Annotated in this window: 13 protein-coding genes; 5 read left to right on the top strand and 8 right to left on the bottom strand. The window is 63.1% G+C overall.

Features of this window, described 5'->3' with window-relative positions:
* Positions 1–3: 3 nt before the first annotated feature.
* The 5 genes from exoK to ACTJKL_RS11110 all read right to left on the bottom strand — a co-directional run bounded on the left by exoK (position 4) and on the right by ACTJKL_RS11110 (position 4424).
* Positions 4–813: an endo-1,3-1,4-beta-glycanase ExoK gene (exoK, locus tag ACTJKL_RS11130; protein WP_440852895.1), complete on the bottom strand. Its 810-nt coding sequence runs from the start codon at positions 811–813 to the stop codon at positions 4–6.
* A 5-nt stretch (positions 814–818) separates the two neighbouring features.
* The gene (gene exoH / locus ACTJKL_RS11125; RefSeq protein ID WP_440852972.1) at positions 819–1931 is read right to left on the bottom strand and encodes a succinoglycan biosynthesis protein ExoH; all 1113 of its coding nucleotides are present in this window, start codon (positions 1929–1931) and stop codon (positions 819–821) included.
* A gap of 65 nt (positions 1932–1996) precedes the next feature.
* Entirely contained in the window at positions 1997–2398 is a 402-nt protein-coding gene (locus tag ACTJKL_RS11120; RefSeq protein ID WP_440852894.1) for a hypothetical protein, read from the bottom strand.
* 39 nt (positions 2399–2437) lie between these two features.
* Positions 2438–3910 (bottom strand): M81 family metallopeptidase, encoded by a 1473-nt coding sequence (locus ACTJKL_RS11115; protein ID WP_440852893.1) that lies wholly within the window; start codon positions 3908–3910, stop codon positions 2438–2440.
* 22 nt (positions 3911–3932) lie between these two features.
* Positions 3933–4424, bottom strand: coding sequence for a hypothetical protein (locus ACTJKL_RS11110; protein WP_026168966.1), 492 nt, complete (start codon positions 4422–4424; stop codon positions 3933–3935).
* A gap of 116 nt (positions 4425–4540) precedes the next feature.
* Here ACTJKL_RS11110 and ACTJKL_RS11105 point away from each other — a divergent pair, with 116 nt between their 5' ends.
* From ACTJKL_RS11105 to ACTJKL_RS11085, 5 genes are read left to right on the top strand one after another with little or no spacing between them, the layout of a single operon-like run.
* Positions 4541–4930, top strand: coding sequence for a RidA family protein (locus tag ACTJKL_RS11105; protein WP_018098384.1), 390 nt, complete (start codon positions 4541–4543; stop codon positions 4928–4930).
* 20 nt (positions 4931–4950) lie between these two features.
* A complete protein-coding gene (locus ACTJKL_RS11100) occupies positions 4951–5814 on the top strand; it encodes a MurR/RpiR family transcriptional regulator (protein WP_018098385.1) in 864 nt (287 codons plus the stop codon).
* Between the two features lie 19 nt (positions 5815–5833).
* On the top strand, positions 5834–6610 hold the full coding sequence (locus tag ACTJKL_RS11095) for an SDR family oxidoreductase (RefSeq protein ID WP_018098386.1): 777 nt from the start codon (positions 5834–5836) through the stop codon (positions 6608–6610).
* A gap of 24 nt (positions 6611–6634) precedes the next feature.
* Positions 6635–8554, top strand: a complete 1920-nt coding sequence (locus tag ACTJKL_RS11090) for a beta-N-acetylhexosaminidase (RefSeq protein ID WP_440852892.1) — start codon at positions 6635–6637, stop codon at positions 8552–8554.
* A gap of 8 nt (positions 8555–8562) precedes the next feature.
* Complete coding sequence (locus ACTJKL_RS11085) at positions 8563–9996, top strand: M81 family metallopeptidase (RefSeq protein WP_440852891.1); 1434 nt, start codon at positions 8563–8565, stop codon at positions 9994–9996.
* Between the two features lie 167 nt (positions 9997–10163).
* Here the strand turns inward: ACTJKL_RS11085 and hutU are convergent, their stop codons facing one another.
* The 3 genes from hutU to hutH form a co-directional block, all read right to left on the bottom strand.
* Entirely contained in the window at positions 10164–11837 is a 1674-nt protein-coding gene (gene hutU / locus ACTJKL_RS11080) for a urocanate hydratase (RefSeq protein WP_026168967.1), read from the bottom strand.
* Positions 11838–11839: 2 nt separating this feature from the next.
* Entirely contained in the window at positions 11840–12655 is an 816-nt protein-coding gene (gene hutG, locus ACTJKL_RS11075; RefSeq protein ID WP_440852890.1) for an N-formylglutamate deformylase, read from the bottom strand.
* 1 nt (position 12656) lies between these two features.
* A partial coding sequence (gene hutH / locus ACTJKL_RS11070) for a histidine ammonia-lyase (RefSeq protein WP_440852889.1) occupies positions 12657–14115 on the bottom strand: 1459 nt, incomplete at its 5' end.

The raw sequence follows: 14115 nt of genomic DNA, 5'->3' as shown, positions 1-14115 counted from the left end.
CATTCACTCGGATTGCGCCCGCTCCAGCTGGCACGCTACCGACTCGGCGAACTGGCACTCGTCGCCGGCAGCAGTGAAGGCGACGCGATCGATCTGGAGCTTTGTCGGCTCCTTGTAGGAGAAGGTGCCCATCCAGTCGGTGAGCGTGTCCGTCCCCCACAGGCTGAAGAAGATCTTCTGGGCGTTTACCGGGATCTTCGCCGGATCGGTCACTTCGTGAACCAGTTCGCCGTTGACGTAGTAGCGGATGCGATTCTTTTCCCAGACGAAGGCGTAGTCGTTGAAACCCTGGTTGGCGCCGCCCGGAACGTCGGCGAGAAATTCGTTGCCGCCCTTTGCCGATACATACTGGTTGATCTGGACCTTCGCCGTGTTCTTTCCGAGAACCTCGAAATCGATCTCGTCATGCGGCTTCTTGTCGGTCGGACCGATATAGGTGAAGAAGGCCGAGTTCAGCCCGGAACCGTCGGCCGCCTTTATCCGCGCCTCGTAGGTGCCGTAGCCGAAGCGCTTGCGCGTCTGAATTTCCCCGCAGGCGAAGTTGCGCTCCTTTACCTTCTTCTCCTCGAAGGTCAGTTCCAGAATGCCGTCGACGGTCTTCACCTGCTTCTTCGACCAGGTGCAATTCTGATGCCCGCCATTGTTCCATCCGTCCGAGACGAACCAGACGCGGGTGTCGAGAGTGTCGAAGTCGTCCTTGAAGGAGGTGCCGTTGGCGCCTTCCTGCGCGGCCGCAGCGTCTGCAAGGCCGGCGAGAGGGAGCGTTGCGATGAAAGCGAGACGGGCAAAGCGTCTGTAGCGATCGATTGTCATGGTCGTTACCTTTGCTGGGGCGAATAGCCTGCCTGCGCGCCTTGCGGCTGCTGCGTGGCCATTCGTTTCGTACCTGTTCGGCTGCCGGTAAGCACTCCAAGCAGATCCGGCGCCAAGCGCCCTACGAGATTGTGGGACGCGACGAGGATCGCAATGGCGATGAACGGCGCGGTGAAATAGAAGAGCGGGTAATAGCTGAGCCCGGTGCGGTTCCAGATCATCCAGAACAACACGAGCAGCGGATAGTGGCCGCAGAAGATCCAGAAACTCAGTCCACTCCCGCGGCCAAATCTTTCACCGAAGCGGGTGCGCACGAGCAGCTCCGAGATCGCCCAGGAGCCGATGATTCCCGCAATCGACGTCAGGCGAAGTGCCATGTCGAGCCAAAGCGGGAAATCCGGGCCGGTGTAATAGAGGCCGACGGCGATCACGACTGCGATTGCCAGGAACCCGGCCGCGATCGGTGCAGCGAAGCGATCAAGCATTTTGATGTTCACGCCATGCAGGCTCGCACAGATTCCAGCCGAGAAGCCGAACAGGATGGATTTCTTGAGAAATATTCCGTTTGGCAGCGGCAGTATCGCATAGGCGAGCAGTGCAAGGAGCGTCACGCGCGGATAACGGCTCACCAGCAATGCCAGAAGCGGCGACAGCAGGATACAGAGCATCAGGTCGCGCAGGAAATACAGGGGCAGATTGACGGGCGTTGCCTCGATCGCGAAGGCCATGCTCAGCCACTGGCGCGGGGTCGCATTGATCGTGTCGGGCAGATAGCCGAAGCCGAGGCCCTGGCGCTGCATGGCGTAGACCACCACAAAGAAGGAGACGCTCCAGATAAGGAACGGCAGGAGAACGGTCCGCGCCTTGGTCTTCAGCGTCTTCCAATAGTCGAAATCGGCAAGGCCCCTGCGAAAGAGAAGATAGCCGGAGATCGCGCTGAGGCAGGGCACACCGATCCGAAACAGGCTTTCGCCGAGAAAGACGCGAATCCAGTCCAACATGCCGTAGTTGCCCAGAAAGGGACTCCACTGCGGATTGTACGGGACGTGCACGAATACGATGCCGGAGATCAGCAGAATACGCATCAGGTTGATGCGCGCCGAGACATTCGCGTCCATACTCACGATATCAGTCACTCCCTATCGGGCAGCGCCTCGCGGCAGCCGTTTCAACAGAGCAGACCTCAGCCCGCAGGATGAGAAACTAGGGCACTCCCGAAGAAAAAATATGGCGTTGCAGCAGAAAAGCGAACAGAATCATGCTGCAGTGCACCTAAGCCGCGAGCTCCCGCAAAGAAGACGGCCGCCAGCCGGCGGCCCGCTTTCCTGAAAAATCCCGGTTTCGCGGCATGTTGCAGAAATTGCGCCCCGCAATATTTTGGGACAATCGCCGGTTGAACGACGCAACTGTGAATTTTCAAAGTTGGCGGCGTTTTCCTGGAGGACTGACCGCGATTGAGGCAGGCTCCGGGCGAAATGCGGCAAGGTTGGGGCGCATGTCGGGGGTGAGGCCCGCTCAGATTCGGGATACCCGCCGCGGCCTGTTTGATGTCCTCATCGCTGTGCTCGTCCACCAGCCAGACCATGTCCCTGGGCTGAATCCCGCTCCAGTGATGGCGCTCGGCTCAGGCCGTCGTTTCGAACCCGTGCGGGTCGGTGACCATCGGCCAGATGTCGCGCCTTGCCCGCCGATAGGGAGTCCTCGCCGGGTCGTTGGGGTAGGGTGTTCCGGCAGAGCAATAGAGGATCTCGGATGCGATCCTGGAGAATGAGGCGAAGAAGTGGTTCGTGGATTTGATCACGAGGATCTTTTTCGACGTGGGGTCGATGCCCATCACGGAGAAAAGGCTCGGGTCGAAGCTCTGGGCGCGCGTCGTGTTCAGGATGATGTCGATGCCGTGGACGCGTATGTGAACGGCGTCGCCGAAGGGAGCGAAGCTCTCGCCGAAGCGCATTTCAGCATTGCGCACCAGCTTGACGACCTTGACGATGCCATCGATCGGCCGCCCCGTGCCGGGCGCGGATTTCGCGCCGAAGCGCAAGGGGATCTCGGCGCCTTCGCCGGCCGCCATGCAGATCTGCACGGCCATTGGATCCCAGATCGTGCCGATCGCCGTGTCGGTGGCGTCCTGCGCTATAAGTTCCTCCAGCACGACCGTCGCATCGCCCGCCGTGCCGCCGCCTGGATTATCCCACATATCGGCAATCACCACAGGCCCGGCCGGAGCCGCCAGCGCCTGTGCCACCGCCTGGCGCTCGTCGATCTCCGGCATGCGATAGGTGCCGCGCCGGGAGAAGAGCTCCAGACCCAGCTCACGGGCGAGTGCCTCGCCTTTCTCCGCCTTGCCGTTGGTCACGACCAGCATCTTGGTGCCCATTTCCGCCACGTCGCCGGCCATGAAGCCATGCACGACGGACAATGACAGCACATCGGCGTCGTCCCGTTCGATCTGTATCAGCTTGTCGACGAAGCTGCGCATGGGCTCGCGCGAGGTGGGGAAGACATCTATCATCCGGCAGTCGAAGATGGACATCACCGGCTCTACGCGGCCCTCGAGCTTATCGATCGCGATCCGCCAGAGATCTTCGGCGCGCTCGACGAAATCGGTGTGCGGGAACTCCTTGAAGAAGACGAAGAAATCCGCGGCCGCCGCTCTCCTGGCAGTGAGGTGGCTGTGCGGGTCGAGTTCGGCGCAGACGAGCACGTCCGGACCGACGATTTCGCGCACGCGCTGAAGCAGGTCGCCTTCGGTATCCTCGCAGCCGTCCGCGACCATTGCCCCATGCAGGCCGAGAACGACGGCATCGACGGGCAGGGCGGCACGCAATTGGCCGAGAATTTCGTCACGCAGATCCTCATAGGTCTGCCGATTGACGAGACCGGCAGGATCAGCCCAGGCGGCGGTGCCTTCGATCAATTTCCAGCCTTTTTGCGCGGTCACGCGGCGCCCGACCGTGATCGGCGCCGTGCAGAGCGTCGGCGTTTCGGGGTGCTTTCCTGGCGGAGCGTAAAGCGATGCCTCGAATGCACGCCTGTCGATGCAGATGGGAGAGAAAGTATTCGTCTCGGTCGCGAGCGCCGCCGTGAAGATGCGCAATGGCTTCGCCTTGTAACTCAACTCAGTTCGACCCCATCGGATTGGGGAGATAGCCGGTGAAGCCGCAGATTTTCCACCGGTCCCGGTGGAGGCGGCAATAGTAAACCGTCTGCCACTTCATTATATCGAACGTGCCGTCCGCTTTCTTCAGCCCCCCGTCGAATTTCTTGCGCGCAAGGGCAAGTTCTCCGTCGACCTCGATGTCTTCCAGGGTCGTGGTGGCGAAGATCGCTTCCCGCGGATCCTCGGCAAAGGACTGCCCGGCGAAGTCCCGCGCCTGACGCAGCCATTCGTCCCGATAGACGGCGAGCGAGGGAAAGGTGAGCCGCCATTTGTCCGGGTTCGCCTCTCGCCGTCCGTCGATGCCGATGAAGCTCTCCTCGACGAAATCGTCGGCTACCATCGACCAATCGGCGGCCAGGAACGCGTCGATATCGCGGGTGACCAGCATCTCCCATATGGAGTGGCGGGCCGTGTCGCTTTCTGGAAACGGATTCTGGAAGGGATTCCGCATGTATTTTTGCCTGGATTGAAATTCTTTTCATAAATGATGATTTTCACTGGTCAAATTCCGCATTCTATGGTCATTTGTCAACGGATAAAGAAAATAATTTGCAGAGCGGGTCCTCGATGTCGATCAAGCGCTATGGTGCCGAACAGGTTGGCGCAGGCGGAAAAACATTGCCTTTCGCACGTGCCGTCGAGGCGGGCGGCTGGCTTCACGTCTCGGGTCAGGTGGCGATGGAAAACGGCGAGATCGTCGGCGGCAACATCGTCGCTCAGACTCACAAGGCGATCGGCAATCTTCTGGCCATCTTGAAAGAGGCCGGTTACGGTGTCGAGCACGTGGTGAGAGTTGGCGTCTGGCTGGACGATCCGCGCGATTTCTGGAGCTTCAACCGGATCTATCAGGAATATTTCGGAGCTCATCCGCCGGCGCGCGCCTGCGTACAGTCCTCCATGATGGTCGATTGCAAGGTGGAGATCGATTGCGTCGCCTACAAGCCGAAGGACGCCTGAACAGGGAAGGGCGCCGTTCGATGGATATTTTCGCGACACTGCAGGAGGAGAAGGGGCGGTTATCCCAATCGGAAAACCGCATCGCCGATATCCTGCTCAATGATTTCGAGTTTGCGGTGAACGCTTCCATCATCGAGCTTGCCGGCAAGGCCGACGTTTCGCCGCCGACGGTCACGCGATTCTGCCGACGCCTCGGCTGCGAGAGCTTTTCCGATTTCAAGGTGCAGCTGGCACGCACCCCCTATGTCGGCATGCGCTACCTGAAGCCCGAGCCGAAGAGCCAGGAGCCCGGCGATGTGGCGCAGGACATCATCACCAAGGCGCAGAATGCGCTCTTTCTGCTGCACCGTTCGCTCGACCTTGCAGCGATCGAGCGCGCAGCCGACCGGCTCGCGCAAGCGGAAATGATCTATGCCTTCGGCTCCGGCGGCAACTCATCGATGATCGCCGGGGAGTTCCAGAACCGTCTTTTCCGATTGGGATTGCGCATCACCGCGAGTTCCGATCACAGCATGCAGATGATGATGGCGGCGGCCGCGCGGCCGGCCGACGTCATTGTCGGTTCCTCCTTTTCGGGACGCAATGCGGAGATGGTGCGCGCCTTCACGCTTGCGCGCGAGGCCGAGGTGCCGACGATCGCCCTTACCCAGAGCGGCAGTCCGGTCGCGCAGGCCGCCGATATCACCGTGCCGGTCGACCTGCCGGAAGGAAACAACATCTATCGTCCGACCTCCACCCGTATCGCATATATCGCAGTGCTCGATATCGTCGCGAGCCTTGTCGCCTATCGCGTCCAGCCGCAGGCGACGGTGACGCTCAGGCGCATCAAGCAGCAGCTGGTGGTGCACAGGGATGGCGACGACCGACAGCTTCTCGGAGACTGACGTGTCAGAAGGAACGCCCATGCCGAAATCCGTAGCGATCGTCACAGGAGCTGCCGGCGACATCGGCCGCGCCATTGCCGCGCGCCTGGGCGACGGACACGATACCGTTCTCCTGGCCGACATCAACAGTGAGGCGGTAAAGAGGACGGCGCTTGATCTCGGCGGAACGGAGCGCTTCCTGGCCATTTCCTGCGATGTGACGGACGCCGCAAGCGTGGCCGCAATGGCGGAGGCTGCCGCATCCGTCGGTACCGTGCGCACCCTCGTGAACAATGCGGGGGCGGCCCGCGCGGTCAGCCTGCACGACACCACGCAGGACATCTGGCGCATGGACAATGCACTCAACCTCGAAGCGGCCTTTCTCTGTTTCCGGGCGGTCGAGGAAATGCTGAAAGAGAGCGGGGGCTCGGTCGTCAACATCGCCTCCGTGAACGGCATGAATGTTTTCGGCCATCCGGCCTATAGCGCCGCCAAGGCGGGCCTTCTGCACCTGACGCGACTGATCGCCGTCGAATACGGCAAGTTCGGCATCCGCGCGAATGCGGTGGCGCCGGCGACGGTGCGCACGCAGGCCTGGGAGGCACGCGCGGCCGCCAATGCGCAGGTCTTCGAGGAGGCGAAGCGCTGGTATCCCTTGCAGCGTATCGTCGAGCCGAAGGACGTCGCCGAAGCGGTGCATTTCCTTGCCAGCCCCGCCGCCGGAGCCATTTCCGGCATCTGCCTGCCGGTCGACTGCGGGTTGACCGCAGGACAGGCGGAAGTCGCGCGGACCTTCTCGCAATCGATCCATTACTGACAAACTCAGCTTGGGAGGATGTTCATGCTGCCGGTTCTCTATCGCCTTGAATCTGCCTGGCAACCGGATGGCGGCCCGTTCGGGCGCTTCACCTTCAGCCTCTTCAATCTCTCGGGCGGGCCGCTCAGTGCCTTCCGGCTGGTTTACACTTCGCTCACCCGCGTCATCGACGGGGCCGCCTGCGAAAACGCGGTCTTCCTGCGCCGCAACGCCAATTTCCATGAATTCGCGCCACCCGACGGACTGACGCTCGCCCATGGCGAACACTGGACGTTCACCGTCAGCGGTCTGCACCGCGAGGCGAAGCATTGCACCGACGGGGCGAAATCGGCCTATCTGACGCTCGCCGATGGCAGACATGTTCCTGTGGCGGTCTCCGACATGCGTCTCGAAGGCGCCATGAGCGAACCGCCGCCGGTGCGTCTTCCGGAAGGCTGGCTCGAACTTCCTTTCGCACTGCAGCCCTGGCCTGCCGAGATCGACGCGGCGCCCGGGGACGCGGTCCCGGACGTCCTCTATCCCGCAGCGGGCAGCAATGCGGGCGAGATCGATGCCGTTTCCAACGTTCTCGCGCTCTTCCATAGGCTGTTTTCTGCCGGACACGCTCCCTTCAGTCTTGCCCCGTCCTCGCAAGGGCGGCCGATCGTCTTCACGAAGAAAGCGGAGCTCGAAGGCGAAGCCTACAGGCTTGCCTTTTCCGAGCGGGAGATACGGCTTGAATATGGAGCGGCGGCCGGCAGGCAATATGCCCTGACGACGCTTGCGCAGTTGATCGACGGCGCGCGAAACCACGGAGGCGAATTCAGGTTTCCCGCCGCCGGCGCAATCGCGGATCGGCCACGCTATGGCTGGCGCGGCTGTCATCTCGACGTCTCGCGGCAATTCTACCCCACCGCCGACATCCTGCGCGTCATCGATATTCTCGCCTGGTTCAAGCTCAACATCTTCCACTGGCACCTGACCGACGACGAAGCCTGGCGGCTGGAGATCAAGGCCTATCCGACGCTGACGACACTCGGCGTCATGCGCGGCCCGGACGAGCCCATGCTGCCTCAACTCGGCAACGGCGCCGAACCGGTCGGCGGCTTCTATAGCCACGCGGACGTGAAGGCGATCGTCGCGCATGCCACGGCACTCAGCATCGAAGTCGTCCCGGAGATCGACATACCCGGCCACAGCACTGCCGCGCTCGTGGCGCTTCCCGAACTCTCCGACGGTCAGGAGGCGCCGGAAAGCTACCACTCGGTCCAGGGCTACCCGAACAATGCCCTCAACCCGGCCATCCCGCTCACCTACGAATTCCTCGAGAAGGTGTTCGACGAAATGGTCGAGCTCTTCCCCAGCCGATACATCCATATCGGCGGCGACGAGGTGGCCGACGGCTCGTGGCTCGCGTCACCGCTGGCGCGAAAACTCATGGAACAGGAAGGGATTTCCGGCACCTTCGCGCTGCAGTCCTATTTCCTCAAGAAGGTGAAGCAGATGCTGACGGCGCGCGGGCGCAAACTCGTCGGCTGGAACGAGGTCGCGCATGGCGGCGGCGTCGGAACCGAGGGCACGCTGCTGATGGCCTGGGAGAACCCGAAAGTCGGCATCGAGCTCGCGCGCGAAGGCTACGACGTCGTCATGACCCCTGGCCAGGCCTATTATCTCGACATGGCCCAGGCGGATGCCTGGCAGGAGCCCGGCGCGAGCTGGGCCGGCACGGCGACGCCGGCGCACACCTATGCCTACGAGGCGGAAGGAGAGTTCCCGGAAGAGCTGAAGAGCCGGATGAAGGGAGTCCAGGCCTGCATCTGGTCCGAGCATTTCCTGTCGCGCGGATATTTCAACCGCCTCGTTTTTCCAAGGCTGCCGGCAATCGCCGAGGCCGCCTGGACCCCGAAGGACAAGAAGGATTGGCTGCGCTTTGCAGCGATCGCGCCATTGAGCCCCATTCTGTGAGTTGAGCCATGCGGATCGCGGTCGGTGGAATTCATACGGAATGCAGCACCTATTCGCCCGTCCTGATGGCGGCCGAAGATTTCCGGGTGTTGAGGGGAGAGGACCTCTTGCGGTCGGATTATTTCGGCTTCCTTAGCGCCCAAGGGATAAGCCACTTTCCGCTCCTGCATGCGCGGGCCGTCCCCGGCGGACCGGTTTCGCGCCCGGCCTATGACGCCTTCAAGACCGAGTTGCTGGAGCGCCTGAAAGCGGCGCTCCCTCTCGACGGGCTCTATCTCGCCATGCACGGCGCGATCAAGGTCGATGGGATGGACGACGCCGAGGGCGACTGGATCACCGCCGCCCGCGCCGTCATCGGCGCCGATTGCCCGCTTGCAGTGAGCTACGATCTCCATGGCAATGTCAGTCAGCGGATCATCGACCAGGTCGATATCTTCTCGGCCTACCGGACCGCGCCGCATATCGATACGCGCGAGACCATGGTGCGGGCATGGTCGATGCTGGTGGAAACGCTTCGTTCCGGGAAGCGGCCCGGTGTCGCCTGGGCACCTGTTCCGCTTCTCCTTCCCGGAGAACGCACTTCGACGGAGGACGAGCCGGCGGCGAGCCTCTATCGCGTCCTGCCCGAATTCGACAGGCGGCCCGGCATCCTCGACGCCAATCTGATGGTGGGCTACGTCTGGGCCGATGAACCGAGAGCGACCGCCTGCGCCGTCGTTACCGGCTCGGACAAGGCCGCCGCTTCGAAGGCGGCTGAGGAAATCGCTGCAAACTATTGGCACCAGAGGGACAATTTTCGTTTCGGATCGCTCACCGGCTCGCTTGCCGACATGCTCGACATCGCCGAGCGGGCAACCACGGCGCCGGTAATTCTCGCCGATTCCGGCGACAACCCCACGGGTGGCGGCGTCGGCGACCGGGCGGATGTGCTGGTCGCGCTTCTCGAGCGCGGCTGGCGCGATGCGTTGATCGCCGGCATCGCCGATCGGCCGGCCGTCGATGCCTGTTTCGCGACCGGCGCGGGTAGGACGCTGGCGTTGCGGATCGGCGGCAGTCTCGACCCGTCCAGCCCGTCCGCAGAGGTCGAGGCCAAAGTGGTGCATCTGAATGATCCGGGACCGGTTGCCGAGCGGCAGGCGGTGGTTCAGGTCGGGGGCATAGTGGTCGTGTTGTCGGCGCGGCGCCGCCCCTATCATAACATCGAGGACTTTGCCCTCCTCGGTTTCGATCCGAAGACCGTGCGGCTGCTCGTCGTCAAGTCCGGTTATCTCTCGCCGGAGCTTGCGCCGATCGCCAATCCGAACCTGATGGCGCTGACGAACGGCGTCGTCAATCAGGATATCGAGAAGCTGGAAAGCCTGCGCCGGCAGCGGCCGATCTTCCCCTTCGACCGCGATTTCGAGTTTCACCCCAGCGCCAGCCTGTCAGCCCGCTGGACCTGAGATAGTAAGCCCGCCCTGATCTTCGGGCGGGTTTCATCAAGACGTTCCCCCTTGCGGGCGTCGCCGGCCTCTCGCTGTTGCTTTTCCTCGACGGCGACGGCCGAGGAAAAGCGTCTGCGTCCTGAAGAAGACGCGGCAGAAGGATGCCGTGGCGACCTGTCCGCTTTTTACTCGCCCAATATGCCCGGCAGGCGCAGGCCTTTTTCACGAGCACAGTCGAGCGCAATGTCATAGCCCGCATCGGCGTGGCGCATGACGCCCGTTGCCGGGTCGTTCCACAGGACGCGCTCGACGCGGCGCGCCGCATCGTCCGTACCGTCGCAGCAGATCACCATGCCGGAATGCTGCGAGAAGCCCATGCCGACGCCACCGCCATGATGCAGCGACACCCAGGTTGCGCCTGAGGCGGTGTTGAGCAGCGCGTTCAGGAGCGGCCAGTCGGAGACGGCGTCGGACCCGTCCTTCATCGCCTCGGTCTCGCGGTTCGGCGAGGCGACCGAGCCGGAGTCGAGATGGTCGCGGCCGATGACGATGGGGGCCTTCAGTTCGCCGCTGCGCACCATTTCGTTGAAGGCGAGGCCGAGGCGGTGACGATCGCCGAGGCCGACCCAGCAGATGCGTGCGGGCAGGCCTTGGAAAGCGATGCGCTCGCGCGCCATGTCGAGCCAGTTGTGCAGATGCTTGTTGTCCGGCAGCAGCTCCTTCACCTTCCGGTCGGTCTTGTAGATGTCTTCCGGATCGCCGGAGAGCGCCGCCCAACGGAACGGGCCGATGCCCCTGCAGAACAGCGGACGGATATAGGCCGGCACGAAGCCGGGGAAATCGAAGGCGCGCTCGAGGCCTTCGTCCTTGGCCACCTGGCGGATGTTGTTGCCGTAGTCGAGGGTCGGGACGCCGGAATCCCAGAAGGCGAGCATCGCCTCGACATGGTCGCGCATCGAGGCGCGGGCGGCCTTTTCGACCCCCTTCGGGTCGCTCTCGCGCTTGGCTTTCCATTCGGCCATCGTCCAGCCCTTGGGCAGATAGCCGTTGATCGGGTCGTGGGCCGAGGTCTGATCCGTGACCATGTCGGGGCGGATGCCGCGACGGACCATTTCCGGGAGGATTTCCGCCGCATTGCCCAAAAGGCCGACCGATTTCGCCTCGCCGGCCTTGGTCCAGCGTTCGATCATTTCCATGGCTTCTTCGAGCGTCTCGGCCTTCTCGTCGAGGTAGCGCGTGCGCAGGCGGAAATCGATCGAGTCGGGGTTGCATTCGACGGCAAGGCAGCAGGCGCCGGCCATGACGGCCGCAAGCGGCTGGGCTCCACCCATGCCGCCGAGACCGCCCGTCAGGATCCACTTGCCTTTCAGGTTGCCGCCATAATGCTGGCGGCCGGCCTCGACGAAGGTCTCATAGGTGCCCTGCACGATGCCTTGCGTACCGATATAGATCCACGAGCCGGCGGTCATCTGGCCGTACATGGCGAGACCCTTCTTATCCAGCTCGTTGAAATGATCCCAGTTCGCCCAGTGCGGCACGAGATTGGAGTTGGCGATCAGCACGCGCGGAGCATCCTTGTGCGTGCGGAAGACGCCGACCGGCTTGCCGGACTGGACGAGGAGGGTCTCGTCTTCGTTGAGGTCCTTCAGAGACGCGACGATGCGGTCGAAATCGGCCCAGGTTCGGGCTGCGCGGCCGATGCCGCCATAGACGACGAGTTCGTGCGGGTTTTCGGCGACATCAGGGTCGAGATTGTTCATCAGCATGCGAAGCGGCGCTTCCGTCAGCCAGCTCTTGGCGCTGATCTCGGTGCCGCGCGGGCTGCGTACTTCGCGAATATTGTGGCGCGGATTGTTCATGTTCATGCCTCGCTCCCTGTCCTTTTGAGCTCGTTAGCGACTGTTTCGATGCGTTCCAGAATGGCCTTCAGCGGACGGCGAAGCCTGTCGGCTTTCGCTTTGTCCAAAGCGAAGGGCGGCGCTTCCGTCGCCAGATGCGTCGATTGCGCCAGTTCCATCTGGATCGCGTGCACGCCCTGTTCCGGGCGGCCGTAGTGACGGGTCGTCCAGCCACCCTTGAAGCGGCCATTGAGAATATGGCTGTAACCTTCTGCCGCGGCTGCGATTTCTGCGGTCACCTGCTCAATTTCGGGAGCGCAGGTCTTTCCCGTATCGGTGCCGATATTGAAGTCCGGCAGGCGGCCTTCGAAGAGGAAGGGAATATGCGAGCGGATAGAATGGCAATCGTAGAGCACCGCCACGCCGTGGATCGCCTTGACACGGGCGATCTCTGCGGCGAGCGCCGCGTGATAGGGCGCATGGAACACGCGCAGGCGCTCCGCGATGTCGGCCTCCGTCGGTCCTTCGCCTTCCTTCCAGATAGACTGACCGTCGAAATCGGTTTCGGGCACGAGCCCGGTGGTGTTCTGGCCGGGATAGAGGCTGACGCCTGCAGGGTCGCGATTGGCGTCTATGACGTAGCGGTGAAAGGTCGCGCGAACCGTCGTCGCGTCCGGCAGAAGGCCTTCGTAGAGATCGTGGATGTGCCAGTCCGTGTCGGCGAGGACGCGGCCGTTGTCGTTGAGGCGTTCCCGGATGGAGGCAGGCACGTCGGTGCCCGTGTGCGGAAAGCCCAGGATGACGGGCGAGCTGCCCTGCCGGACTTCGAAGACGGCCATGTCAGTTCTCCAGTTTCGGAAGAATGCCCGCGGAGACGGCGGCAGCCAGCCGGCCCGACGCGACGAGATCGCCCGCGGCCTTGAGGTCGTCGGCCATGTAGCGGTCTTCCTCGATACTGGAGGAGACGCTGCGCACGGCTGCGGCGGCCTTCTGAAGTTCCGGACTGGTGGTGAGCGGGGCGCGGAACTCGATGCCCTGCACCGCGGCAAGCGCCTCGATGCCGATGATCGAAAAGAGGTTTTCCGTCATCTGGAGCAGCCGGCGCGCACCGTGGCAGGCCATGGACACGTGGTCCTCCTGGTTCGCCGAGGTCGGCGTCGAGTCGACGGAGGCCGGATGGGAAAGCTGCTTGTTTTCCGACATCAGTGCCGCCGAAGTGACCTCGGCGATCATCAGTCCGGAGTTGAGGCCCGGCTTCCTGGCCAGAAAGGCCGGCAGGCCGTAGCTGAGCGCGGGGTCGACCAGAAGGGCGATGCGGCGCTGGGAGATGGCGCCGATTTCGCACACCGCGAGCGCGATCTGGTCGGCGGCAAATGCGACCGGCTCGGCATGGAAGTTGCCCCCGGAAACAACGGAATTGTCCGAAAGCACCAGCGGATTGTCGGTGACGGCATTGGCTTCGATAGTCAACGTGGCTGCGACGGAGCGCAGGAGATCGAGGCAGGCGCCGTCGACCTGCGGCTGGCAGCGGATGCAATAGGGGTCCTGAACCCGCTCGTCGCCCTCGATATGGCTCTGGCGAATTGGGGAGCCGGTCAGCAGCTGCCGTAAGGCGGCGGCCGTGTCGATCTGGCCCTTATGGCCGCGCAGCGTGTGAATATCCGGATGGAAGGGGGCGGAAGAGCCCATGGCCGCATCGGTCGAAAGGGCGCCGGTGATGAGAGCGGCCTGGCCGGCGCGGTGCGCACGGAAGAGCCCGGCAAGCGCGAGGGCCGTAGAGACCTGCGTGCCGTTGATCAGCGCCAGGCCTTCCTTGGCGGCAAGCGTTACCGGCGAGAGCCCCGCCGCCTTCAATGCAGCGTCGCCTTTCATGCGTTCTCCGGCAAGGAAGGCTTCGCCATGGCCCATCATGACCGCAGCCATATGGGCAAGCGGCGCCAGGTCGCCGGAAGCGCCGACCGAGCCTTTTTCGGGAATGAGCGGGATCACGCCCTTGTCCAGCATCGCTTCGATCAGCCGGACGAGCTCCAGCCGCACGCCGGAGGCGCCGCGGCCGAGCGAGATCAGCTTGAGCGCCATGATCAGGCGCACGATGTTTTCCGTGAGCGGCTGGCCCACGCCGCAGCAATGCGAGAGGATCAGATTGCGCTGCAACGTCGCCACGTCGGCGCTGTCGATCTTGATCGAGGCCAGTTTGCCGAAGCCGGTATTGATGCCGTAGACGGGCGCATTGCCCGCCACGATCTCGGCGATCCGCGCTGCGGCCTTGGCAATACCGGTATCGAAGGGGGGGTCGAGG

The organism is Sinorhizobium sp. 22678 (assembly GCF_052044265.1).
GTDB classification, from domain to species: domain Bacteria; phylum Pseudomonadota; class Alphaproteobacteria; order Rhizobiales; family Rhizobiaceae; genus Sinorhizobium; species Sinorhizobium meliloti_A.
This window is presented reverse-complemented; position numbering and strand designations above follow the sequence as displayed.